Source organism: Ensifer sp. ENS07 (genome assembly GCF_014852185.1).
GTDB classification, from domain to species: Bacteria; Pseudomonadota; Alphaproteobacteria; order Rhizobiales; family Rhizobiaceae; genus Ensifer; species Ensifer adhaerens.
The window spans coordinates 644,882-667,023 of record NZ_JACVBE010000002.1; the positions used below are offsets into that span (position 1 = coordinate 644,882).

25 protein-coding genes are annotated in these 22,142 nt (G+C 64.9%); 13 read left to right on the forward strand and 12 right to left on the reverse strand.

Features of this window, described 5'->3' with window-relative positions:
• The first annotated feature begins 31 nt into the window (after nt 1-31).
• On the forward strand, nt 32-1,018 hold the full coding sequence (locus tag IB277_RS10305; protein WP_110818669.1) for a GlxA family transcriptional regulator: 987 nt from the start codon (nt 32-34) through the stop codon (nt 1,016-1,018).
• A 19-nt stretch (nt 1,019-1,037) separates the two neighbouring features.
• On the opposite strand, the gene IB277_RS10310 is transcribed toward IB277_RS10305, so the two are convergent.
• A complete protein-coding gene (locus tag IB277_RS10310) occupies nt 1,038-1,631 on the reverse strand; it encodes an isochorismatase family protein (RefSeq protein ID WP_090294239.1) in 594 nt (197 codons plus the stop codon).
• A gap of 6 nt (nt 1,632-1,637) precedes the next feature.
• The gene (locus tag IB277_RS10315) at nt 1,638-2,102 is read right to left on the reverse strand and encodes an Lrp/AsnC family transcriptional regulator (RefSeq protein WP_043622517.1); all 465 of its coding nucleotides are present in this window, start codon (nt 2,100-2,102) and stop codon (nt 1,638-1,640) included.
• A gap of 189 nt (nt 2,103-2,291) precedes the next feature.
• Between IB277_RS10315 and IB277_RS10320 the strand changes: the two genes are divergently transcribed.
• Nucleotides 2,292-3,011, forward strand: a complete 720-nt coding sequence (locus IB277_RS10320; RefSeq protein WP_090294241.1) for an aspartate/glutamate racemase family protein — start codon at nt 2,292-2,294, stop codon at nt 3,009-3,011.
• Between the two features lie 62 nt (nt 3,012-3,073).
• Here the strand turns inward: IB277_RS10320 and IB277_RS38870 are convergent, their stop codons facing one another.
• The 4 genes from IB277_RS38870 to IB277_RS10340 all read right to left on the reverse strand — a co-directional run bounded on the left by IB277_RS38870 (nt 3,074) and on the right by IB277_RS10340 (nt 6,526).
• On the reverse strand, nt 3,074-3,964 hold the full coding sequence (locus IB277_RS38870; protein ID WP_090294243.1) for a GrpB family protein: 891 nt from the start codon (nt 3,962-3,964) through the stop codon (nt 3,074-3,076).
• The gene (locus tag IB277_RS10330) at nt 3,965-4,357 is read right to left on the reverse strand and encodes a glyoxalase/bleomycin resistance/dioxygenase family protein (RefSeq protein ID WP_090294244.1); all 393 of its coding nucleotides are present in this window, start codon (nt 4,355-4,357) and stop codon (nt 3,965-3,967) included.
• A 52-nt stretch (nt 4,358-4,409) separates the two neighbouring features.
• Entirely contained in the window at nt 4,410-5,690 is a 1,281-nt protein-coding gene (locus tag IB277_RS10335) for an NAD(P)/FAD-dependent oxidoreductase (protein ID WP_090294246.1), read from the reverse strand.
• A 431-nt stretch (nt 5,691-6,121) separates the two neighbouring features.
• A complete protein-coding gene (locus IB277_RS10340; protein WP_060605391.1) occupies nt 6,122-6,526 on the reverse strand; it encodes a helix-turn-helix domain-containing protein in 405 nt (134 codons plus the stop codon).
• A gap of 200 nt (nt 6,527-6,726) precedes the next feature.
• Here IB277_RS10340 and IB277_RS10345 point away from each other — a divergent pair, with 200 nt between their 5' ends.
• Nucleotides 6,727-7,611 carry an SDR family oxidoreductase gene (locus IB277_RS10345; protein WP_060516005.1) on the forward strand — a complete coding sequence of 295 codons (885 nt, stop codon included), beginning with the start codon at nt 6,727-6,729 and terminating at the stop codon, nt 7,609-7,611.
• Nucleotides 7,612-7,818: 207 nt separating this feature from the next.
• Entirely contained in the window at nt 7,819-8,202 is a 384-nt protein-coding gene (locus tag IB277_RS10350) for a VOC family protein (protein ID WP_034792755.1), read from the forward strand.
• Between the two features lie 108 nt (nt 8,203-8,310).
• Here IB277_RS10350 and IB277_RS10355 read toward each other — a convergent pair whose 3' ends face one another.
• From IB277_RS10355 to IB277_RS10365, 3 genes are all read right to left on the reverse strand, one after another.
• Nucleotides 8,311-9,525 carry a multidrug effflux MFS transporter gene (locus IB277_RS10355; protein ID WP_090294248.1) on the reverse strand — a complete coding sequence of 405 codons (1,215 nt, stop codon included), beginning with the start codon at nt 9,523-9,525 and terminating at the stop codon, nt 8,311-8,313.
• A 166-nt stretch (nt 9,526-9,691) separates the two neighbouring features.
• Nucleotides 9,692-10,234 (reverse strand): histidine phosphatase family protein, encoded by a 543-nt coding sequence (locus IB277_RS10360; RefSeq protein ID WP_246812723.1) that lies wholly within the window; start codon nt 10,232-10,234, stop codon nt 9,692-9,694.
• A gap of 12 nt (nt 10,235-10,246) precedes the next feature.
• Nucleotides 10,247-10,999 carry a pyridoxine 5'-phosphate synthase gene (locus IB277_RS10365; protein ID WP_060516002.1) on the reverse strand — a complete coding sequence of 251 codons (753 nt, stop codon included), beginning with the start codon at nt 10,997-10,999 and terminating at the stop codon, nt 10,247-10,249.
• Nucleotides 11,000-11,472: 473 nt separating this feature from the next.
• Between IB277_RS10365 and IB277_RS10370 the strand changes: the two genes are divergently transcribed.
• From IB277_RS10370 to IB277_RS10380, 3 genes are all read left to right on the forward strand, one after another.
• Nucleotides 11,473-12,585, forward strand: coding sequence for a hypothetical protein (locus IB277_RS10370; RefSeq protein ID WP_034792748.1), 1,113 nt, complete (start codon nt 11,473-11,475; stop codon nt 12,583-12,585).
• 397 nt (nt 12,586-12,982) lie between these two features.
• Nucleotides 12,983-13,657: a MerR family transcriptional regulator gene (locus IB277_RS10375; protein WP_034792747.1), complete on the forward strand. Its 675-nt coding sequence runs from the start codon at nt 12,983-12,985 to the stop codon at nt 13,655-13,657.
• Nucleotides 13,658-13,910: 253 nt separating this feature from the next.
• The gene (locus tag IB277_RS10380) at nt 13,911-14,585 is read left to right on the forward strand and encodes a hypothetical protein (protein ID WP_060605403.1); all 675 of its coding nucleotides are present in this window, start codon (nt 13,911-13,913) and stop codon (nt 14,583-14,585) included.
• A 20-nt stretch (nt 14,586-14,605) separates the two neighbouring features.
• Here the strand turns inward: IB277_RS10380 and IB277_RS10385 are convergent, their stop codons facing one another.
• Nucleotides 14,606-14,965 carry a VOC family protein gene (locus tag IB277_RS10385; RefSeq protein ID WP_090294251.1) on the reverse strand — a complete coding sequence of 120 codons (360 nt, stop codon included), beginning with the start codon at nt 14,963-14,965 and terminating at the stop codon, nt 14,606-14,608.
• Nucleotides 14,966-15,003: 38 nt separating this feature from the next.
• On the reverse strand, nt 15,004-16,131 hold the full coding sequence (locus IB277_RS10390) for an ATP-dependent RecD-like DNA helicase (protein WP_060515998.1): 1,128 nt from the start codon (nt 16,129-16,131) through the stop codon (nt 15,004-15,006).
• 451 nt (nt 16,132-16,582) lie between these two features.
• Here IB277_RS10390 and IB277_RS10395 point away from each other — a divergent pair, with 451 nt between their 5' ends.
• Nucleotides 16,583-17,623, forward strand: a complete 1,041-nt coding sequence (locus IB277_RS10395) for an AbrB family transcriptional regulator (RefSeq protein ID WP_371273166.1) — start codon at nt 16,583-16,585, stop codon at nt 17,621-17,623.
• 46 nt (nt 17,624-17,669) lie between these two features.
• The gene (locus IB277_RS10400; RefSeq protein ID WP_090294255.1) at nt 17,670-18,092 is read left to right on the forward strand and encodes a hypothetical protein; all 423 of its coding nucleotides are present in this window, start codon (nt 17,670-17,672) and stop codon (nt 18,090-18,092) included.
• Nucleotides 18,093-18,130: 38 nt separating this feature from the next.
• On the opposite strand, the gene IB277_RS10405 is transcribed toward IB277_RS10400, so the two are convergent.
• A complete protein-coding gene (locus IB277_RS10405) occupies nt 18,131-19,021 on the reverse strand; it encodes a LysR family transcriptional regulator (protein ID WP_090294257.1) in 891 nt (296 codons plus the stop codon).
• 97 nt (nt 19,022-19,118) lie between these two features.
• Between IB277_RS10405 and IB277_RS10410 the strand changes: the two genes are divergently transcribed.
• From IB277_RS10410 to IB277_RS10425, 4 genes are all read left to right on the forward strand, one after another.
• The gene (locus IB277_RS10410) at nt 19,119-20,102 is read left to right on the forward strand and encodes a quinone oxidoreductase (RefSeq protein WP_090294258.1); all 984 of its coding nucleotides are present in this window, start codon (nt 19,119-19,121) and stop codon (nt 20,100-20,102) included.
• Between the two features lie 256 nt (nt 20,103-20,358).
• The gene (locus tag IB277_RS10415; protein ID WP_034792736.1) at nt 20,359-20,736 is read left to right on the forward strand and encodes a lipoprotein; all 378 of its coding nucleotides are present in this window, start codon (nt 20,359-20,361) and stop codon (nt 20,734-20,736) included.
• Nucleotides 20,720-21,271: an RNA polymerase sigma factor gene (locus IB277_RS10420; RefSeq protein ID WP_090294260.1), complete on the forward strand. Its 552-nt coding sequence runs from the start codon at nt 20,720-20,722 to the stop codon at nt 21,269-21,271. Before IB277_RS10415 ends, IB277_RS10420 begins: the two co-directional genes overlap by 17 nt.
• Entirely contained in the window at nt 21,268-22,101 is an 834-nt protein-coding gene (locus IB277_RS10425) for an anti-sigma factor (RefSeq protein WP_090294262.1), read from the forward strand. The genes IB277_RS10420 and IB277_RS10425 overlap by 4 nt, the downstream gene beginning before the upstream one ends.
• The last annotated feature ends 41 nt before the right edge of the window (nt 22,102-22,142 follow it).

The following is a 22,142-nucleotide window of genomic DNA, read 5'->3' on the forward strand; positions in this document are numbered from 1 at the left end:
CCCATGAAAAGCCTTTGGCATAAATGACAATATGCCCTCGTTTTATGCCAACCCCGAGAATGCCGCGCGAACCGTCGCGATCGTGCTCTTCGATCGCACCAAGCTGATCGATGTGACCGGCCCGCTGCAGGTCTTCAACGACACCCGCACCGCGTCGGGCTCCCGGGCCTATTCCATCGCGCTGGTCTCTGAGTTCGGCGGCCCGGTCGCAACGGACACAGGCGTTGCGCTCGATACCCGTCCGTTCTCCGATTGCACCGCGCCCGACACCCTGCTCGTCTCGGGCGGGCAAAGCGCGCTCGAAGCGGCGAATTCGGAAGGGCTGCAAGCATTCCTGGCGGCCATGGCCGGCCGATGTCGGCGCCTCGGCTCCATCTGCCTCGGCGCCTTCATTCTCGCGCGCGGCGGCCATCTTGATGGGCGGCGCGCAACGACCCATTGGGAAGATTGCGCCCAGCTGCAGCAGGATTTCCCAGATATCGACGTGCGCGAGGATTCGATCTACGAGCAGGATCGCGGCATCTGGACCTCCGCCGGCGTGACCGCCGGCATCGACATGGCGCTTGCGATGGTCGAAGAGGACCTCGGCCGCAGCGAGGCCCTGCGGCTCGCGCGCTCCCTGGTGCTCTACGTCAAGCGCACGGGCGGCCAGCGCCAGTTCAGCGCCGCCCTGCACCAGCAGATGACGAGCCGAGGCGACCGCTTCGATGCGCTGGTGGCCGAGATCCGCTCCGATCTGGCAGCCGACCTCTCCGTGCCGCGGCTTGCGGACATGGCGCGCATGAGCGAGCGGAATTTCTCCCGCCTGTTTACGCAGGAGGTGGGCGCAAGCCCGGCGCAATTCGTCGAGGAACTGCGGGTCGATGCGGCCTGCGAGGCGCTCCAGCGCGGGGACGTGCCCGTCTCGCAAGCGCCGTTTCTCTTCGGCTTCGGCAACGCCGAGCGCATGCGCCGCGCCTTTCAGCGCCGCAAGGGCATCGCGCCCTCGGACTATGCGGCACGCTTCGGCCCGCCCTGACGGACGCCCCCGGAAGAGCTTACGAGGACGACGCGGCCGCGAAGGCGATGTCTTCCACCGCATCCGTGAGCACGATCTCGTCACCGAGCGACCATTCGGCCGCGCGTGCGGCGAGACGCGCAGGCACCATCGGCGAGCGGCCAGGACCGGGCGGCACGTCATAGGTGGCGTGTGCGTCATTGGCGAGGATCACGGTGAAGTCCTTAGCCATGGCCGTGCGGGCTGTCGCCGCCAGGCACATTTCCGAAAGCATGCCGCAGATCGCGATCGTCTCGACCTTGCGCGCCCGGAGCTGGTCTTCGAGATCGGTGCCGTCGAAGCCGTCGTCGTGCCGTTTGCGCACGACCACCTCGCCTGACTTGGCGGCAAAGAACAACTGCCAGCCATCGGTCTCCGGTTCGTCGACAGCGCCCTTGGGCCCATCGTTCTGCAGGAAGATCACCGGCACGCCGGCCGAACGCGCCTTCTGCAGAAGCAGGCCAACGGCCCGTTGCAGATCGACATGGCCGGGCACGGCTTCAGGCCCGGAAATAAAGGCCCGCTGCACATCGACAATCACCAGCGCATCGGCAACGTCGCCACCGACCGCCTTGCTCACAGCGTCATTCGTCATTTCGCCTCACACCGCATAATCGACCGGCACCGCCGTGCCGCTCTTCAGGATTTCCATCGAGATCGAGGCGGAGACGTCGAAGAGTTCGACCTTGCGCACGATCTGCTTGTAGACCACGTCGTAGTGCTCGACACGCGGCAGCACGACCTTGACGATATAGTCATGATTTCCCGTCAGACGATGGGCCTCGACGATTTCGGGGATGTCGCTGATCGCCCGGCGGAAGGTTTCGATCCATTCGTCCGAGTGGTGCGCCGTCTTGATCAAGGCAAACACGGTCGTCGGCACGCCCATGCGCTCGCGGTCGAGCACGACGATGCGCCTGGCGATGTAACCCGCCTCCTCCAGCCGCTGGATGCGGCGCGAACAGGCCGAAAGCGACAGGTTCACCCGCTCCGCCAATTCGCCGACGGCCACACTCGCATCCTGCTGCAGCAGCGCCAGCAGCTTCCTGTCTCTATCGTCGAGCACGCCGATCCCTCCCATGATCAGAAATTCATACGCTACATAATTGCACATTCACTCCAACATGCGCAAACCATTCGCGCGCATGGCCGCTTTTGCTCCCATCAAAGCGAACCATTGCCGCCGACCCTGCGGCATAGTTCAGCCCATCAAACGACGGTCGCCACGGACGGCGGCGGTAGCGGACAGAGAGGAATGGTTATGCGCAAGATCGGTCTTATCGGCGGCATGAGCTTCGAAAGCTCGGCGGTCTACTATCGCATGGTCAACGAGGCCGTTCGCGACCACCTGGGCGGGCTGCATTCGGCCGAGGTGCTTTTGCATTCCGTCGACTTCCAGTCGATCGTCGACCTGCAGAAGGCCGGCCGCTGGGAAGACGCTGCCAAGCGGCTTGCCGATGTCGCCCAGGGCCTCGAAGCGGCCGGTGCGGACTGCGTGCTGATCTGCACCAACACCATGCACCTGATCGCCGATCAGGTTCAGGCAGCAATCGACATCCCCCTCATCAACATCATCGACGAGACGGCAGCGCGCCTGAAGGCCGCAGGCAGCCGCCGGCCGCTGCTGCTTGCCACCCGCTACACCATGGAGCACGGCTTTTATGCCGAGCGCATGAGAAGCCACGGCATCGACATCCTGGTGCCGGATGCGGACGGCCGCACCCTCGTGCACGATGTCATCTTCGACGAGCTTTGCGCCGGCAAGGTGCTGCGCTCGTCCCGCCGGGCGCTGATCGAATTGATCGACAAGGCCGAAGCGGAAGGCGCGGACGCCGTCATCCTCGGCTGCACCGAAATCTGTCTGACCCTCGACCCGAGAGCCTTGCCGCTGCCGGGCTTCGATTCCACCGCGATCCACGCGGAAGCTGCCGTCGAATTCGCACTGGATGGGGTTTGCCTCAAGCGGGCCGCGTAGCTAGCCGAGGGCTAGGCTAGGCTGCCCAATCGCGCCACATCGATCAGCCGCCACAAAGACGGCTATCGGCGGCGCGCAAGCGGCTGCAGGAAGACGCGCTCATAGCTCACGAACGGCGGATCGTCGGCGTAAAGCGCGTTCGCTGCCATCCCATCGGGATCCGCGGCCACATCGCTGCGATAGCGCAGATACGCCGCCTCGTCCGCAAAGGTGAAGAGCGCGACGGCGATGTCGCCGGCTCCGTCTTCGCCCACCCCCGGAAAACTGGCGCCGACGCCCTCAGGTTTTTCGCGCGGCACGAAATAGCCGTGATGCGTCCCGCCGTGCCGCTCGATCAGCGTCATCCAGGTTTGCGCATAGGCCTCGAATTCCGCCAGGCGGCCCGGTTTCAGCCGGTAACGGATCTCGCAAGTGACTGTTGCTTGCACCATGGCGGACCGATCTCCTGTCATCCGGTCTTCGCGGTCGACGATCGCGTTGATGAAGCGCGTCTTCTCAGCGGTGTAGCGATCGCCGTCATATCGATAGGCCTCGGCGAGGCGTGCCTTCAGCGCCGCGTAGGCCAAGGCGGTGTCCGCATGGCTGCGCAGATGGTCGCGGAAGACAAGACGCCGTCGATGGGTCTCGTTGTCCGGCGGGCAGAGATAGACGCGCCGCTTCGACTCGACCCCCTGCAGCATAAAGGCCCAGACATCGTCGTCGTACCGGTTGCCGCGCGCCTGGTAGCCGGCCGCAACGAGAAGCGCGCTGGCAGCCGCAATGTCGGGCAGCCCCCTCAAGGTCACATCGATATCGATGACGGCCTTTGCCGCCATGCCGGGAACGGCCGTGCTGCCGATATGATCGACGGCGATGACCAGCGCATCCAGGATGCGCCTGAGATCCTGCGCGATCTCCCGGTAGCGCTGCGGCCAGTTGGGATCATAGGCAACGATTTCCACCCGCGTCGCCATTCAAAGCCCCGCCTCGTTGTCGATGCCGCCCTCTCCCGGACGCGGCCCGCGAAGGCCGATACAATTGCCCCAGGGGTCGCGCACCTGGCACATCCACAGCCCCTCCTGGATCGCCATCGGCCCGCGATAGAGATGCGCGCCGAGCGCCTCGAAATGGGCGAGCGCCCGATCGACGTCCGCGACCGCCCAGTAGACGACGGAACCGGCAGCACCGCTCGCCACCTTCTCGTCGGCCTGGACGATCTCGAGATCGATGGTGCCGATCCGCAGATAGGAAAAATCAAAGGCGGCAAGAAACCGATGTTCAGCGTCAGGAAATGCGCGCTGATACCAGGCAAGACCCGCCTGCGTATCGGCCACATGCACCAGAATGGCCGCCACGCCGTCCGCCATCACCCCCTCCATCCGCCATCCGGATCGCCTTGATACAGGATTCGCGGCCGTCTCAGGTGGAAATCGCCGGAGCGGCCGCTTGGCCGCGCCCGTCCGCGCCGCCCCGCACCGCCTGCCAATCGCATTCGGCAAGCCCCGCCGGCTTGAACGGGTCAATCAGCGTGCCCGAGACGATCGAGGCGAGCAGCCCCTGCATCGGCGGGGTGCGCGCAACTGTGGCTACCAGCCTGTCGCGCAGCCAGGCGAGAGCCGTCGAGTCCGACTGGTAGAAGGGCGTGAAGAGAAGCGACAGCAACTGGAACAGCGCGACGTGGTTGCGGCGTGCGGCGGCATAGGCGGCAAGTGCGGCATCGAGATCGCCAGCCGTCTCCAGCGCATGCGAAAGTGCTGCGACGTCGAGCAGCGCCATATTCGCCCCCTGCCCGAGCTGCGGGCTCGTCGAATGGGCGCTGTCGCCGACAAAGGCGATGCGGCCGGCGACCGGCGGGCGCATGGTGCGGTGCGCATAGCGCGCCAGCGTCAGTTGCTCCCAGTCACTGATCTGATCCAGCAACGGCGCACAATCCGGCCAGTAATCGAGAATGCGCGCCTTCCAGCGATCGAGCCCGGCCTGCCGTATCACGTCTGCGTCCGCTACCTTGAGGCTCCAGAAGAAGGCGACGCGGTCGCGCTCGCCCATCCGCGCGCGGCCCGCCGGAAGGATGCCGATCATCACCTTCGCCCGGTCGTAGCGCTGCACCAAAGCGTGCGCATCATGATTGAGGCCGTCGCTGTCGAGCGTCGCCCAGAAGGCGCCATAGGCAAGCTCGCGCACCTTGGGCGCGGCGGTCGAACCGGCTGCCAGCGCCGAGCGTGCGCCGCTTGCATCGATCACCAGATCATAGGCGCCCGCCTCATGCCCTTGCGCGTCCAGCATCACCGCCTTGCCGCCAGCCATGCGAACCTCGGTCAGCGTGACGCCGGTCTTGACCGGCAGCCCGGCCGCGGCCACGGCATCGTGAAGCGTATTGAAGAGGGCCGCGCGCTGCACCGCCAGCCCGAAGCGCCCACCGGCGAGCGCATCATAGCGCACGTCGAGCACGGTGCGCCCGGATCTGGCATCGGCGCCATAGAGCCGATCGATCCGGCTGCCGAGGACCAGCATCGGCTGCAACAGGCCGAGTGTGTTCAGGACCGTCAGCCCCGTCGGCTGCAGCATCAACCCGGAACCGACAGGTGAAGCTGCGTCGAACCGCTCGAGGATCTCCACCCGATGACCGCGCCGCGACAGCATCAGTGCCGCTGCCAGCCCCGCCGGGCCGGCGCCTGCTATGCCGATATGAAGTGTCTTCATGGTTCCCCGAGGTGATGCGGATGATCGGCGAAACTATAGGGAAAATCAAAGTGCTAGGGCAAGGTCACGCTACCGGGACACGACGTCGCGCGTGGCGCATGACGTTGCGTCATGCTGCAAAGGAGTGGCCGCGCCTCATCCGGCCTGCCGGCCATCCTCTCCCCGCAGGCGGGCGAAGTGGCACCCGCTCGTTCCATCGTCGCTCCCGCCAGTTGCGTCACCGTAGGAACGATCGGCGCGCCTTCGGTCTCATCTGACGGCTGCCCCACTCGGCAACGCTCCGACCGGGCGCGTCCCCTCTCCCCGTCTGCGGGGAGAGGGTTAGGGTGAGGGGCAAGCCCCACGAAACGATCACCGGACACGAAAATAGCAGGCGCGCCACAGCGCAACCAACCCGCGACTAAGGGGCATCATCGCCGCTACGAAACGCCCTACCCCTCCGCGTCATACACCTCGCGCGCGGCCCGAATGGCGCCGTGGTTTTCCACAGACCAGTCGACGAAGTGCTTGAGCAGGCCGAGCAGCGAGCGCCCGAGATCGGTCAGCGCATATTCGACGCTCGGCGGCTGTGTGGGGTAGACGGTGCGGTGGATGTAGCCGTCGCGCTGCAGGTCCCGCAGCGTCTGGGTCAACATGCGCTGGGAGATGTCGGGGATCAGCCGGCGGAGCTGCGAGAAGCGCAAGGGGCCGTCGGCGAGCGACAGGATCATCAGCGAGTTCCACTTGCCGCCGATATTGTCCATGACGTCGCGGACCGGGCAGTTTTCCATATCCATCGGCACGCCGCAGACGATCGCCACGCGCTTGCCCTTCATGTCCCCGGTCGGCTTGTTCATCGGCGGTACCCTTTTTGTAACCACAGCAGAAAAAACTGCCTCCTTTACAGCCCTACTGCGATTACGCGATAAGAGCAAGTCTCAAAAAGAGACCATGTGCCGAAGCATCTCCCAGGCAACGGCAGGAGGAGCCGGCGAGGCCTGCGCCGCGGCGTTCTGCGCGCGTTTCCGTCTCGGCCAAAACAGAAAAGGTAAAGACCATGTCCGATACATTGCTCGTCACCGGCGCAACCGGCCAACTCGGCAAGCTCGTGCTCGACCAGTTGCTTGCGTCCGGCATCGCACCGGCCCGGATCATCGCCACCAGCCGCGATACGGCGAAGCTCGCCGATTATATCGCCAGGGGTGTTCAGGCCCGCGTCGCCGATTTCGACGATCCCGCTTCGCTCGACCAGGCCTTTGCCGGCGCCGACCGGATCCTGATTATCTCTACCGACGCGCTGGACCAGCCCGGCAAGCGGCTGAAGCAACATCTGGCCGCCGTTGCGGCTGCGAAGAAGGCCGGCGCCAAGCACATCGTCTACACCTCGATGCCGAGCCCGGAAACCTCGGTCATTCCCTTCGCACCCGATCATCTCGGCACTGAAAACGCCATCAAGGCGACCGGCATTCCCTATACGATCCTGCGCAACGGCTGGTACATGGAGAACCTGTTCATGGCGCTGCCGCATGCTCTTGAGACCGGGCAATGGTATTCTTCTTCGGGCGAAGGCCGCCTCGCCCACATCGCCCGCGGTGATGCCGCCAAGGCCGCAGCCGCAGCCCTTGCCGCCTCCACAAGCGAGAGCCACACCTATACGCTGACGGGCGGCGAGCTGCGCTCGACGGACGAGATCGCAGCCCTCGTCGCCAAGGCGACCGGCAAGTCCCTCAACGTCGTGCACATCTCCGACGAGGCGCTCGCAGGCGGCCTGAAGAGCGCCGGCCTGCCGGACTTCCTGATCCCGATCGTCGTTTCCTTCGACGCCAACACCCGCGGGGGCCACATCGACATGGTGACGGGCGATGTCACCGCGCTGACCGGCGCGACGCCGGTGACGCTCGCCGCCTTTCTCGAAGCGAGCAAGGCGCGACTTGCCAGCTAAGCGGTAAGCCAGGCAGCGGGAGCCCGGCCGTTTGCGTCGGGCTCTCGAAACGACCTTTGCCATGCTGTCGGCACCGGGAGGGCACGAGCTGCCCGCCCTGCCGGCCAGACAATCTTCGCCATGGTCGTCACCGCCATTTGTTCTTGCTTTGTTCACGTTTTCGCTCTATGAATTCTCCTGGCTTCACCGCTTAAAAAAGGGGAAATCATGAGCGTTTATCTGACCGTCGGTGCATTGGATTCCGCCAGGTCCAATGCCTTCTACGATGCCACCCTGGCGACGATCGGCTGGAAGGCGCACACGGACTTTCCGGACTGGCGCGCCTATTCCGAAGGCGGAACCGGCAATGGTCCCGTGCTGTGGGTCTGCAAGCCCTTCAACAATGAACCGGCAAGCGCTGGAAATGGTTCGATGGTCGGCTTCATGGTCCAGTCCCGTCAGGACGTCGATGCCTTCTACCAGGCAGGCATGGCCAATGGCGGAACGGATGAGGGCGCCCCCAATCCGCGGCCGCATTATGGGCCGCACTGGTACGCGGCCTACATGCGCGATCCCTCCGGAAACAAGATTTCCGTCGTCTACAACGGTTAGCCCATCGCTGCCTTGGCGGGACACAGTAGCCGGGCATCCCAAGCACCGCGCTCGTCGGCATGGGAAGGCTGATGCCTGGCACGCGGGCTTGGCAGCTTTTGCCGTCGCCTACCGGAAGGCCTCCACCGGCGAAGCATCGGCCCTCAGCGCAAGCTCGGCCAGAACGAGCGCGCCGACACCGGCGAGAAAGAAGCCGGCCGAAAGGTTAAGTGTCGTGCCATCGTAGAAGGCGCCCACCGCGATCGAAAACACCGTCGCCACGAGGCTGGAGCCGGAGGCGATCAGCGATGCGCCGAGCCCGGCCACCTGCCCGAGCGAACGCATGGCCATGGCGTTGAGATTGCCGAACAGCACGCCGACCGCAAAGAAGGCGGCAAAACCGAGCACCAGCAGCACCGCAAGCGGCGGCCGCCCGCCCCAATAGAGCGATGCCGCAAGCATCGCCAGCCCTGCCGCGGCCAGGCCCACAAAACCCCGGTGCGCCATCGCCTCCGCGCCGAAGCGCTGCACGAGCTTGGCATTGAGGAACGAGGCAAGCCCGATGCCCGTCGCCAGCATGGCAAAATAGAGCGGGAAGGTCTCACCGATCCCGTAGGCGTCGAAGAAGAGGTCGGCCGCCGTGCTCAGATAGAGAAGCTGCGCGCCGAAGACGAGCCCGGTCGCGACGATCAGCAACGTCACCCGCCGATGCGACAGGATGCGCCGCCCGTTCGATACGAGCAGCCCCAGGCGAAAGGGAATGCGTTTGTCGGCCGGCAATGTTTCCGGCTGCCGCATCACCAGCCACAGGCCGAGAACGCCCGCCGCCGCGAGATAGACGGCAAAGATGCTGCGCCAGCCGGCTACAGTGATGATCCCCTGCGCCAGTGTCGGCGCCAGCATCGGCACCAGAATGAACAGCGTGAACATGAACGACATGACGCGGGCCATCGCGTCACCCTCGAACTGGTCGCGGATCATCGCCCTCGTCGCGATCTTCGGCCCGGAGACGCCGACACCCTGAAGAAACCGGCCGAGGATGACCATTTCGAGCGAGTTCGCCACCATGGCGATGACCGTTCCGAGCGCATAGACGCCAAGGCCCAGGACCAGCGCCCTCTTCCGCCCCATCGCATCGGAAAGCGGCCCGAGCAGCAGTTCGCCGAACGCCATGCCGAGAATGAACAGCGAAATCACATGCTGGGTGGAAAGCGGCGGCGCGACGCCGACGTCGGCGCCGATCTGGCGCAGACCCGGCAACAGCGCGTCGATGCTGATCGAGGTCAGCGATGTCAGAAGCGCATAGAGAACGATGCGCTCGCGAAAACTGGTCTGAATGATCATGGGCCGGAGATGGGCGAGAGGACGGGCTTACTCTATAGCAGCCCCCGTTGCAGATTGCATTGCGTTCGCGCCTGCGTTGCCCTGAGTATTTTCAGGATGTTACAGCGTCTCATTTGCCAGATGCGCGGCATCCGCCAGGCGGACGACGGCGCGATTCCTGAAAAAATCATCCTCGCGCAGATGAGTGATGCTTCCGGACGGCGGCCTCGATCGGAACCTTCATCCAGACCGCCATCACCAGCGTCAGCGTGAAGCCGTGGGTAACGATGATCTGCGTCGGACAGGGCCTGGCGACGATCGCCTCGACGCAAGGGTAGACCCGAAGCGCCACGTCGCGGCGGGTTTCCGCGCCGTCGATACCGCAATCATGATCCAGCCGATTGTCGTCCGGCGCCGCGGTATAGCGCGCGTCGAGCCAGGCCTGCGGCCTGCCGCCGGCCACGCCATAGCTGATTTCGCGAAGAGCGGCGGTTTCCGTCACGGGCGCGGCAAGGCGCGCGGCGATCGCCGCCGCCGTTTCAGCGGTGCGCAAAAGGTCGGAGCTGAAGATCTCGACCTGCCTCCCGCCGACAAGGGTCGCAAGACGCTCGGCCGTGGCCGCCGCATCCTTTCGGCCGCGCTCGGTCAGGCCGGTATCGTACCAGCCGCCCACCCTGCCCTCGACATGGTGGACGGACTGCGTGTGGGTGACGACGAAGAGTTCCTTCATGGCGAAGGCGCCTCAGACCTCCTGCCCGCAGGCGCGACGGAAGCGGCGCACGGTCTCGGCCATGCCGTATTCCAGCGCATCGGCGGTCAGGCCGTGGCCGATCGACACTTCGGCAAGGTTCGGAATGTGCCTGGCAAGCAGTGGCAGGTTGGCGACCGTCAGGTCGTGGCCGGCATTGACGTCGAGACCGAGCTCGGCCGCCATCGCCGCCGTGCGGCCAAGCTCGCCGGCGATCTTCTCGGCCTTTTCCGGATCGTCATAGCAGCCGCCATAGGGGCCGGTGTAGAGTTCGATGCGGTCCGCACCCGTTTCCTTGGCGATGCGCAGCGCCTCCATGTCCTCGTCGCCATCGGCAAACAGCGAAACGCGAAAACCCTTCTTCTTCAGCCGGCCGACCACATGGCCGAGCAGATTGTGGTTCTTGCGGAAATCCCAACCGTGGTCGGAGGTCGCCTGCGCCGGATCGTCGGGCACCAGCGTCACCTGTTCCGGCCGGTGCGCTTCGACGAGACCGAGAAACTCCTCGTTCGGGTAGCCTTCCATGTTGAATTCCGTCTCCGGGAATGCGCCGTCGATCAGGTCGCGGATCGGCTGCAGGTCGGAAAAGCGGACATGGCGCTGATCCGGCCGGGGATGCACCGTCAGGCCGGCGGCGCCGGCTTCGAGCGCAATGCGCCCGAGTGCGGTGACGGAGGGCCAGGGTAGATCGCGCCGGTTGCGAAGCATTGCGACGGCATTCAGATTCACGGACAGTTTTGCAGGCATGTCTGAACTTTCCAGAGGCGGGGCCGCTCACGGCCCGATGCGGGCAATGTGGATGCAATGTTCTACTGCATATTTAACGAAAGCAGAAACGGTTTGAGGTCGGGATTATGCAGCAATTCCAAGGAGTACCAATGCAATATCCGCGTCAATGGCGCGCAGTGCGTTTGCCCGCCTTGTCTTGATCAAATCTTGACAATCGATCTCTCTAATATGCAGGAAAGCTCAATCACAGGAACGAGACCTTCGGGCCGCCGGCACGCCGGCACCGGGCGAGCGAGCACCGCTACGATCTGTCACAGGGATTGAGGACGCAATTTTTACGTTTATTTCAGAAAAAACTCAAATTTGGCGTCTATCACCCCTGACAACCACTTCTTTTGGCCTTAAATTTCCGAATCAGATCGAATGGCCCTGGCCTACGCCGCGATCGCCTTCATAGATTTTTAGATCACATGACCCTGGAGCAAGCACCGATGACGACGGTCGAAAGACCCTGCGATGAGACGATACGGCGGACGCTCCGTCGCATCCTCGAAAGCAAGGCTTTCGCGCGCTCCGAGCGCTTGCGGGCGTTCCTCGCCTATGTCGTCGAAAAGGAGATGATCGGCGAAGGCCATCAGCTCAAGGGGTACTCGATCGCCATCGACGTCTTCGACCGGCCACAGGCCTTCAACGCCGACAGCGACCCGCTGGTGCGCGTGCATGCCGGCAAGCTGCGCAAGCTGCTCAAGGCCTTCTACGAGGGCGACGGCGCCGACGAGGATTGGCGCATTGCCATTCCCAAGGGAACCTACGTTCCGGAATACCGCCACGCGCGGACGGAAGTGGCCGAAACTGCCGCCCCCGCGCCGCGTCAACCGAAGCCGGCCAAGCGGCGCTTTGCCGGGCATCGCCCCGCCTGGCCGCCAGCCCCGCTCTCCTCGCCGCTCTCCGTTCTGAGCGTCCTGCCGCTGTTGCTCTTTGCACCGATGCCGTCGCAGGAAATGACGCTGGACCTCGACGCCCAGGCCAAGCTCTTCAACGCCCGCCACGCAACCGAGCGGGTGCTGCCCGCCGTTACCGTGAAGCTCAGCGGCGCCGAAAACAGCGATGCTAAGGCCTTCGCCACGGCGCTGCGGCTTGCCGCCCAGCGTCACAAGACGCTGGCGCGCGCCACCGATGGCGACACCGGCCGCCCCGTTTCGCGCAACTCCGCCCTCTCCTTCACCGTGCAGGTGACCTGGTACGACGCACCGGCCCAGGGCATTCGCGTCACCCTCTCCCATGACGGCGAAAACGTGCCGATGCGCCAGGACTTCATCACCTGGAAGCGGCTCGAGACCGAGCCTGACCTGCTTTTCGAGAGCATGTCGCTCGCCGCCGAACTGTTTTCGCTCGATGGCGAGATCTATAATCACGCCCGCGAAGAGCAGATCGAAAGCCCGCTGATGGGCTGCATGGCCGCCACCCAGCGCTATCGCAAGCACCTCACCCGCGACACCTTCGAGACCGCCTGGTCCTGCCAGCAGAAACTCTCGCCGCTGCGCGGCGACGAGCCGCTGTTCATCCTCAGCGCCAACAGCCCGCTCAAGGTCATCGGACACTGAGCCTGCCCGGCGGGGCGGGCAAAGGCCGGTCCGCATGAAGCGGCTGCGACCCCCGGTCCGCCACATTCGCCTGCCATACTGGGACTGGTCATATTAGCGATTCGCGTATACGGTACACGCATGCGTTGGGAATGGGTGCCTGGGTGCTCGTCAGGCAAGCATCGCTGTCCTGAGTAAACCGTGCCTTGCGCGCGGAGGTGCCCCAACCGAGCAGCAGGTATTGTCGTTGACGATCAACGAGTGCCTCACCGCGCGGATCCGTCCGCACCTTTGAGACCCGGCGATCGCCACCGCTTCCGGACGCGGATTGCGCGCGCCCCTGGGTCGGTCTCGATTCAGGAAATTGCAGAAACAGCGCGTCGAAAGACGCGCAGGCTGTAGACCGGGGACCTTCGACATGCCGCGAGACCACTGGAAATTCGAGGGCGTGCTGGCCGCGCCCGATCGTGTCGGCTTTCTGCCCGACCTGCCGCTTCCCCACCACGACCCCACGACGCCGCTGGCGATCGCCGACATGGCCGACGCTTTCGGCGTCACCCATCGCACGCTGCACTTCTACGAGGAGAAGGGGCTCCTGACCGCCGCCCGCATGGGTCCGATGCGGGTCTACAACGAAGATCACATTCGCCGCATGGCCGTCATCAACGCCTGCCGCGAGATCGACATGCCGATCTCGACCATCCTGGAACTGCTGACCGGACTTGCGGGCACCGAGGAGCAGGCCGAAGCCGACAAGCTGTTTCGCGACGCCCTGCTTGCCCGACGGCGTGAGCTTGCCGCCCAGCAGGCAAACCTGCGCCGGCAGATGCAGCGCATCACCGAGCTGCTCGAAACCACCGACGGAGGCGAAGCCACCGATGAGGACGGCCATGTCCATCTCTCGCCGATCGAAAGCGAGTGCCTGACCTTCATGGCCGACGGCTATCCGGCGGCGCGCATCGCCGGGCTAATGGATATGGACGTGGCGGCAGCGCTTACCCTTGAAGCCGGCATCATCCGCAAGTTCGGCGCCAACAACCGCTTCCAGGCGATCGCCAAGGCGGTGCTTTCAGGCATGATCTCGCCGGAATAGCGAGAACACGGCAGCCGCCCCCGATGCCTTGCCGTCCGCATCCTCGTGCGTGAAGAGGACGAGGTCGCGTTGCGCCTCGCCTAGGTCACGACGCTCTGCTGCAGCCCCTGCCCGCAGGCCTGCCACAGTAAGGCGCGCCGAACAGTTTGCAGGTCCACGCGGCACAATTCTCTTGAACGGCAGACATTGCGGTGTCGCCATTATCCCGCACGTGTTACGAGGGCGCCTGAACAAATACGGACGAGAGACCCCGATGCTTCCCTGGATAGAGCTGGACCGCGCAACCATTCCCGGTGACGGCGACGAGCTGCGCCTGAAGCAGCGCGGGCAGGAATTCTCGATCATGCTCGGCTCGAACGAGCTGATGAACAGCCGGTTGAGCGGCTCGGAAGAAGCGCTGGCGACACTCGCCCATGAGCGCATCGCCGGCGGCAAGAACCTGAGCATGCTGATCGGCGGCCTGGGCATGGGCTTTACCTTGCGCGCGGCCCTTGCCGTGCTGCCAGGCGATGCCCGCGTGACCGTCGCCGAACTGGTTCCGGCCGTCGTCGACTGGGCGCGCGGCCCCATGGCCGATCTGCACAAAGGCACACTCGACGATCCCCGCGTCGATATCCATGTCGGCGATGTCGGCGCGCTGATCCGCTCGAAGAAGGCCGCCTACGACGCCATCCTGCTCGATGTCGACAATGGTCCGGATGGCCTGACGCGTCCCTCCAACGACAGCCTCTACAGCCACACCGGCCTTCGCGCCGCGCAAGCCGCCCTTCGGGTTGGCGGCGTGCTTTCCGTCTGGTCGTCAGCACCCGACAGCGCCTTCACCCGCCGCCTGCGCGAAGTCGGCTTTGCCGCCGACGAGGTGAACGTGCGCGCCAACGGCAAACGCGGCGGCGCCCGCCATATGATTTGGATGGCAACGAAGCGGTAACAGCTCAAGACGGCTGCACCTCAGATCTTGCGGAAGGCGCGGCTCGATATCGAGATCGGATTGCCTGATGGGTCCTTCGCATTGGCGAACTGATAGCCATCGGCCTGATGGATGGCCCCGAATACCAGCCCTTCCTGAGCGCACCCTCGGCTGAAGGCTTCGACATCCTTGACATCGAATACCAGCTTGATGAGGGATTGGCCTTTCCGCGCGCCCTTGGCGGTCGGATGGACCATCAGGCTGGCGCCACCGTCTTGCGGGATCAGCTCGACGATCCGGTCGCCCGCCTCGCGCGATGCCTGAAAGCCGAAGTGTTTTTCGTAGAAGCGAACGGTCGCTTCCACGTCATGCGCGTAAAGGATGATCCTGTTGATCGGCAACGACGTCCCTTCCCTCAGGTCGCGCCCGGCTCAATCACTCAACGAACGATGGTCAGCCGCTCCGCAGCGCGAGTAATCGCGGTATAGAGCCAGCGCTCGCGGGTATCGCGGAAGGCCCAGCTTTCGTCGAACAGCACGACATTGTTCCACTGCGAGCCCTGCGCCTTGTGCACCGTCAGCGCGTAGCCGTAGTCGAACTCGTCGTAGCGCTTGCGCGTCGTCCAGGGGATCTCGCCCTCGACATCCTCGAAGGCCGCCTTCAACAGCTTGATCTTGGCGGCACCGCGATCCATGTCGTCGTCTTCGGGCCGGATCATCAGGTTGATGCCCGGCTTCACCGTTTCCTTCGACGAGCTCATCACCTGCCACAGCGAGCCGTTGAGCAGGCCCTTGGCCGGGTCGTTCCGGAGGCACACGAGCTTGTCGCCCGATTGCGGATACTCGCTGGTGAACCCTTTCAGTTCGCGCAGGCGCTGGTTGTAGCGCCGGCGGGTCTTGTTGGTGCCGACCAGCACCTGGTCGGCTTCGAGCACCAGTTCCTGGTTCACCTGGGAGCGACCGATCACATGCGTGGTGCCATAGTCGCCATGCATGATTTCCTTGCCTTCGCGCACCTGCATGGCGAGCTGGATGATCGGATTGTCGCGTGCCTGGCGGTGAATGTCCGTCAGCAGGTAGTCCGGCTCCTGATTGGTGAAATAGCCGCCGCCCGTAACCGGCGGCAGCTGGCCGGGGTCTCCCAGCACCAGGATCGGCGTGCCGAAGCTCATCAGGTCCTTGCCGAGTGCCTCGTCCACCATCGAGCATTCGTCGACGATGATCAGCGCCGCCTTGGCGACCGGGCTCTGGCGGTTGATCGCAAACATCGGCGCGATCGAGGTCTTGCCGGTTTCCTCGTCAGAAACCTCCTCTTCGCCGCGCGGCCGGTAGATCAGCGAGTGAATGGTCTTGGCGTTGCTCGCGCCCTTGGAGCGCAGCACCTGCGCCGCCTTGCCGGTAAAGGCGGCAAACAGCACGTCGCCCTCGACATGCTCGGCAAAATGCCGGGCCAGCGTCGTCTTGCCGGTACCGGCATAGCCGAACAGCCTAAAGAGCGGCGAGCGGCCCTCTTTCAGCCATTGCGAAACGGCCTTCAGGGCCTCGTCCTGTTGCGGTGCGAATTGCATGAGGCTGAGTGTCAGGATTCGGGCCGCACACGCAAGCCCGGAATTGCGGCCCCACCGGAGGACCAGGAGCCGCCAGCTTCTCGAGCGTCACCGCCGCGCGCAAAATTACCCCGTAAAATCAAGGCCGCGCCTCGTGACGGTTCCTTCCGGCGCGGCTTACGCCCGGTGGAATTTGTTCACGTTTTTTTCTCATTTCGCCTCCTGCCCGCACGGTGCTCGCATTGCCCGCTGTCGATCCTGTGGCACTTTCTTGCTCTGCCCCTTGAATGCAACGCCGCATTGTTGCTAACGAGCGTGACGTGATGGCGCCCGCGCTTCTGCTGGCGAAGACCATCGCTCGAAGCCCGTCAAGGCCGGCCCCGGTGGCCGTTCCCGCCTTTCCGGGCCATGCCGGAGAGTGCCCGTGAAAACCGACAAGCCAGCTGCGCCGCCCGCCCCGGACAAGGTCGGCATCGGACGGTTCGCGCCCTGGCTGCAATGGAGCCTGCTGCTTGCGGTCTCCATCGTCCTTGCCTCGTTTTTCGAATTCATCGGCCTTCCGGCCGGGCTGCTCATGGGCCCGATGCTGGCCGCCGTGCTCGTCGGCATGAATGGTGGCACGATACGCCTGCCGCGCCAGCTGTTCTTCTGCGTGCAGTTCATCCTGGCAATGATGATTGCCGGTGCCATGACGCCGGGCATGCTCGCCACCTTCTCCGGCAACTGGCCGCTGTTTCTCGCCGTCATCCTCTCGGTCATCGCCGTCAGCACGCTCTGCGGCTGGGTCATCACCCGCATGCGCATCCTGCCGGGCACAACCGCGATCTGGGGATCGTCGGCAGGCGCCGCCTCGACCATGCTGCTGATGGCTGACGCCTATGGGGCCGATGCACGCCTCGTCGCCTTCATGCAGTATCTGCGCGTGATCTTCGTCGCCAGCACCGCGACCGTGGTCGCGCATATGTGGGTCACCGGCGCCGAAGCCGAGCAGACCACCCACTGGTTCGCACCGATCGACGGCCTGCTTTTCCTCGAGACAATCGCCGTCGGGCTTGGCGCAGCGCTCGCCGGCCGCTTCCTGCGCGTGCCCGCCGGTGCCTTCCTGCTGCCCTTCCTTCTCGGCGCCGTGCTGAACGTCTCAGGCGTCATGACCACCGCGCTGCCGCAATGGCTGCTGGCGATCTGTTTTGCCATGCTCGGCTGGAACATCGGCCTCGGCTTCACCCGCCAGATCCTCATCCATGCCCGCCGCGCGCTGGTGCCGACGATCATCTCGATCGTCGTGCTGATCTCGTTCTCCGGCCTGCTTGCCCTGCTTTTGATCAAGGTGGTCGGCATCGATCCGCTGACCGCCTATCTCGCCACCAGCCCCGGCGGCCTCGACTCGATCGCCGTCATTGCCGCCTCGAGCAATGTCGACCTCTCCTTCGTCATGGCCCTGCAGACCGCCCGCCTGCTGATCATCACCATGATCGGGCCGGCGCTCGCCCGCTTCGTCGCCGACCGGGCTTGACGATGTTGGCCCGGCACGTTTCCAATGCGCTGCCGGGAGAACGCTCGTGAAGACGCTCAGAATCTATGGACCTCCGGAAGCCGCGCTTCCCTTCGACCTGCGCGACATCCTGCAGCGCCTCGCACCCCGCACACTGAGAGCGTCGTGGAGAGTTTCCGCCGTCGACGCAGGTTATCAATGGTTCGATGCCACCGGCCCCGGCGGCGACGTTCTGGAGAGTTGGGCCCAGTCCGGGAGCATGATCGAGGGCCGGCACCTGGCCGCCGCTGTGCAAGACGTTCTCCAGATCATCTGGGGAGAGTTTACCGGTTTCCTGCCCGGCACCCCGAACAGCCCCTGGATCGTCATTCGCGCCATCGACAGCACGTTTTACGAAATCACCACGGACGACGAGACGGTTCTCCAACGGGTGGAGACCGGTTTCCAGGGCGCTCGCCGTTCTGATGCCCCGTGGAAACCGGCCGACTAGCACCATCGGCCGCTCCCTCACGAAAGCGTCTGCAATCCTCAGGCGCTTTCCGCCGATCGCGCAGCGAAGCGCGCCATCACGGTGGAGACCGCCTCCTTGGTGAGCCGCACGCGCGGCAGTTCGGCCGATTGTTCATGGACCAGCAACCAGAGATCCGGGGCCAATGGCGGCGCCTCCGGCAGCAGCGGCGTGAATCCTGCCGCCTCGGCCGCAAAGGCAGGAAGCACGGCAAAGCCGAGCCCGTTTTTCACCGCCGCCATCTGCGCGCCGAGCGAGGAGAAGCGCATCGCCGGCTGCAGGCCGGGGCATAGGGTTTCCAGCCAGGCGACCATAATCAGGTAGCTCAGCTCCTCGCTCCAGCCGACCAGCCGGTGGCGGTAGAGGTCGGCAGGTGCGCTCGGCATGCCGTGACGCGCGATGTAGCCAGGCATCGCATAAAGGCCGAAGGCGAGTTGGCCGAGCCTGCGCTGGCGATAGTTGCCCTGCTGCGGCCGCACCAGGCGCAGAACGATGTCGGCCTCTTCGCCGGCAAGCCGCACCGGGCGCACGCTCGAATGCATCTCCAGGCGGATTTCCGGATGCTCCAGCAGGAAACCGACGAGGCCCGGCAACAGGACCTCCTGTCCCAACAGTTCAGGCACGTCGATGCGCACCGGGCCGGCAAGGTCGTTGTCCTTCTCCCGCGCCGTCCGCTCGAAGACCCGCATCTGCGCCTCGGCCCGCTCGGCCGGCGCCAAAAGCGCCTCGCCCGCCGGCGTCAGGTCGTAACCGTCGCGGTGCGGCCGGAAAAGCCTGACCTGCAACGCCGCCTCCAGCACCTCGATCCGGCGTGACACGGTCGATGCGCTGACACCAAGCCTGACGGAGGCCGCAGTCAGCGAGCGCGCATTGGCAACGGCCAGAAAGAATTTGAGATCGTTCCAGTCCATATTGTTTTCCATTTTTGGAAATCAGAATTGCGGAATGGTTTCTCGACCGAAGCCAGGAAATCAAGCAGTTTCTTCTGAAACCCGGAGAGAAACCAGCATGACGCCCAACATCGATACCGTTCGATTTTCCGAATTTGGCGAGCCGTCGGTGCTCGCCTTCAAGGCCGAGACGCTGGGCGAGCCCGGGCGCGGCGAAATCCAGATCCGCCATCTCGCCATCGGCGTGAACTACATCGACATTTATCACCGCCGGGGTTCGGCACCCCTGCCCCTGCCGAGCGGGATCGGCGTCGAAGGCGTCGGCGTGATCACCGCGCTTGGCGAAGGCGTCGAAGGCTTTTCGATTGGCGCACGCGTCGCCTATGTGGGCGGCCCGCCCGGCGCTTATGCCACCCACCGCAACCTGCCCGCCGCCCGGGCGCTGGCGCTGCCGGAGGAACTGGACAGCCGAGAGGTCGCAGCCCTCGTCTTCAAGGGACTGACCGTCGAATACCTGATCCGTCGCTGCATCGAGGTGAAGCCCGGCGACACGGTGCTCTTCCATGCGGCGGCCGGCGGTGTCGGCTCGATTGCCTGCCAGTGGCTGAGCCACATCGGCGCGACTGTCATCGGCACCGTCAGCTCCACAGAGAAAGCCGAAATCGCCCGGGCCAATGGCTGCCATCATGTCATCCTCTACAGCCAGGAGGATTTCCGGGTCCGCGTCGGCGAAATCACCGGCGGCAAGGGTGTCGGCGTCGTCTATGATTCCGTTGGCGCCGACACCTTCGCCAGGTCGCTCGACTGCCTGCGCCCGCGCGGCACGCTGGTTTCCTTCGGCGCCTCCTCCGGTCCGGTTCCCCCGCTCGACGTCGCCTCGCTCTCGGCCAAGGGCTCGCTCTATGTCACTCGTCCCTCGATCGCCCACTACACTGCCGAGCGAGGCGAGTACGAAGCGGCGGCGCGAGAGTTGTTCGGCGCCATGCAGGCAGGTGTCGTTCGTGCCCCAGCCATCACCACCTATCCGCTTCACGACGCCCGCAGGGCTCACGAAGACCTGGAGGCCCGGCGGACGACCGGATCCGTGGTCCTGCTGCCCTGAACGGCTGTCGCCTCCAACTGGTCAGCGCCCTATTCCCCCTCTCGTCGGCCGCGCGATGAACGTCGCGTGGCCGGATGCGTCCTGTGGCCGACCTGCAAGAACCGAACCGAAACTTCCGCCAGTTCTCCGGGAATAAATCCTGTGCTTGCCGTGTCTTACGGTTGGATCTGCACCATGCGGCTCCCGCGGAAACGGGACGAGGAGGCTTTTCGCCCGTTTCCGGACAGGAAAACCATCTTGAGGAAGGACAACTGCCATGAGAACGTTTCCACTGACGATCGCCATGCTGCTTGCGGCCAGCGTTACGGCTTTCGCCGCGCCGCCGGTCAAGGAAGTCGAGACCGCCAAGGGCAAGGTGCTGGCCGGAGAAAACGGCATGACGCTCTACACCTACAAGGACGATCATGGCGGCGTGTCCATGTGCTACGATGATTGCGCCAAGAACTGGCCGCCCTTCTTCGCGGAAGCCAGCGCCAAGGCAGATGGTGCCTATACGGTCGTCGAGCGCAAGGACGGCAAGAAGCAATGGGCCAAGGACGGTATGCCGCTCTACTTCTTCATCAAGGACAAGAAGATGGGTGACATGACCGGCGACGGCATGAAGAAGGGCGAATGGAATGTCGCCAAGCCGTAACGGCGGCAACGAGGATGCGGGGGCACCCCCCGCCTCCGACCGGTTCGAAGAGGATGTGCTGGCCCTGGTGCCGGCACTGCGGCGCTATGCCCGCAGCCTGGTGCGCTCGGACCCGGATAGCGAAGACCTGTTGCAGGATTGCGTGGAGAAGGTGCTTTCGCGCCGCGCGCAGTGGCGCGGCGTGAACCTGCGCGCCTGGGCCTTCACCATCATGACCAATCTCGGCCGCAACCGGCACCGCTATGTGGCGATGCACCCGCAGGTGGCGCTGGACGAGGACCTGGGCCTTGAGGCCGAGACCCACGAGAGCGACCCGCTGGAGCGCTCGCGGCTCGAACGGGCGCTGAACGGGCTTTCCACGGAGAACCGCTCGGTGCTGATGCTCGTGGTGATCGAAGGATACCGCTACCAGGACGTGGCCGAGATGATGGCCATACCGATCGGCACCGTGATGTCGCGCCTGTCGCGCGCGCGGCGCCAGCTTGCAGAAGCCATGAAGGACGACAATGTGATCAGCATGCGGAGACCGAAATGACGGAAGGCCACAACACCGTCTCCGAAGACGACCTGCACGCCTATGTCGACGGCGCCCTTGGCCCGCGCGAGCGGTTGCGGATCGAGCAATGGCTCGAGCAAAACCCCACGCAGGCCGAAGAGGTCCGGCAATGGCGGGCGCAGGCGGTCGAGTTGCGCGCGCTCTTTGCCGGCTATGCCCGCAGCGACGCCGATGACCGGGCTCTGCTTCTGAGCAACGGCAGCGAACGCCCGCAACCGGATCCCGGCAAGGACACCCGATCGTTTGCCAGCATCGCCCGCGCCGTCGCCGCCGGCCTGGTGCTCTTTGCGGCCGGCGGCCTCACCGGCCTTTACGCGCCCTCCTTGCTCGCACCCGAGCAAAGCCCCCGGCCGACGCAGACGGCCGACAGCCTGCCGCGCCAAGCGCAATCGGCCTTCCTGGTCTATGCCAGCGAAGTGCGCCATGCCGTCGAGGTCGGCGCCGACGACCAGACCCATCTCGCGACCTGGCTTGGCAAGCGCCTCGATCATCCGCTCTCGATCCCTGATCTCTCCTCGCTCGGCTTCTCGCTGGTCGGCGGCCGGCTGCTGCCGGTCAACGGCAAGGCAGGCGCGATGTTCATGTATGAGGATGGCACCGGCCGACGGCTGACGGTGCTGCTCGGCCGCAACGACGACAACCGCGAAACCAGCTTCCGCATCGACGAGAACGACGGCGTCGAGACCTTCTACTGGATCGACGGCCCGCTCGGCTACGCCGTCACCGGCGAGGTGCCGCGCGATCTGCTGCAGCAGGTGGCGGATGAATGCTACCGGCAGTTCGAAAAGAGCGAGGCGACGAAGAGCTGAGGGGGAACCCGGTCAACGCCGATCAGGCTTTGTCGGCAAGG

What these genes read in the sequence shown, in the direction of transcription:
- IB277_RS10305 (WP_110818669.1), top strand. Translation starts at nt 32, where the DNA reads ATGCCCTCGTTTTATGCCAACCCCGAGAATGCCGCGCGAACCGTCGCG.
- IB277_RS10310 (WP_090294239.1), bottom strand. Translation starts at nt 1,631, where the DNA reads ATGACGAATGACGCTGTGAGCAAGGCGGTCGGTGGCGACGTTGCCGAT.
- IB277_RS10320 (WP_090294241.1), top strand. Translation starts at nt 2,292, where the DNA reads ATGGTTATGCGCAAGATCGGTCTTATCGGCGGCATGAGCTTCGAAAGC.
- IB277_RS38870 (WP_090294243.1), bottom strand. Translation starts at nt 3,964, where the DNA reads ATGGCGACGCGGGTGGAAATCGTTGCCTATGATCCCAACTGGCCGCAG.
- IB277_RS10330 (WP_090294244.1), bottom strand. Translation starts at nt 4,357, where the DNA reads ATGGCGGACGGCGTGGCGGCCATTCTGGTGCATGTGGCCGATACGCAG.
- IB277_RS10335 (WP_090294246.1), bottom strand. Translation starts at nt 5,690, where the DNA reads ATGAAGACACTTCATATCGGCATAGCAGGCGCCGGCCCGGCGGGGCTG.
- IB277_RS10340 (WP_060605391.1), bottom strand. Translation starts at nt 6,526, where the DNA reads ATGAACAAGCCGACCGGGGACATGAAGGGCAAGCGCGTGGCGATCGTC.
- IB277_RS10345 (WP_060516005.1), top strand. Translation starts at nt 6,727, where the DNA reads ATGTCCGATACATTGCTCGTCACCGGCGCAACCGGCCAACTCGGCAAG.
- IB277_RS10350 (WP_034792755.1), top strand. Translation starts at nt 7,819, where the DNA reads ATGAGCGTTTATCTGACCGTCGGTGCATTGGATTCCGCCAGGTCCAAT.
- IB277_RS10355 (WP_090294248.1), bottom strand. Translation starts at nt 9,525, where the DNA reads ATGATCATTCAGACCAGTTTTCGCGAGCGCATCGTTCTCTATGCGCTT.
- IB277_RS10360 (WP_246812723.1), bottom strand. Translation starts at nt 10,234, where the DNA reads ATGAAGGAACTCTTCGTCGTCACCCACACGCAGTCCGTCCACCATGTC.
- IB277_RS10365 (WP_060516002.1), bottom strand. Translation starts at nt 10,999, where the DNA reads ATGCCTGCAAAACTGTCCGTGAATCTGAATGCCGTCGCAATGCTTCGC.
- IB277_RS10370 (WP_034792748.1), top strand. Translation starts at nt 11,473, where the DNA reads ATGACGACGGTCGAAAGACCCTGCGATGAGACGATACGGCGGACGCTC.
- IB277_RS10375 (WP_034792747.1), top strand. Translation starts at nt 12,983, where the DNA reads ATGCCGCGAGACCACTGGAAATTCGAGGGCGTGCTGGCCGCGCCCGAT.
- IB277_RS10380 (WP_060605403.1), top strand. Translation starts at nt 13,911, where the DNA reads ATGCTTCCCTGGATAGAGCTGGACCGCGCAACCATTCCCGGTGACGGC.
- IB277_RS10390 (WP_060515998.1), bottom strand. Translation starts at nt 16,131, where the DNA reads ATGCAATTCGCACCGCAACAGGACGAGGCCCTGAAGGCCGTTTCGCAA.
- IB277_RS10405 (WP_090294257.1), bottom strand. Translation starts at nt 19,021, where the DNA reads ATGGACTGGAACGATCTCAAATTCTTTCTGGCCGTTGCCAATGCGCGC.
- IB277_RS10410 (WP_090294258.1), top strand. Translation starts at nt 19,119, where the DNA reads ATGACGCCCAACATCGATACCGTTCGATTTTCCGAATTTGGCGAGCCG.
- IB277_RS10415 (WP_034792736.1), top strand. Translation starts at nt 20,359, where the DNA reads ATGAGAACGTTTCCACTGACGATCGCCATGCTGCTTGCGGCCAGCGTT.
- IB277_RS10420 (WP_090294260.1), top strand. Translation starts at nt 20,720, where the DNA reads ATGTCGCCAAGCCGTAACGGCGGCAACGAGGATGCGGGGGCACCCCCC.
- IB277_RS10425 (WP_090294262.1), top strand. Translation starts at nt 21,268, where the DNA reads ATGACGGAAGGCCACAACACCGTCTCCGAAGACGACCTGCACGCCTAT.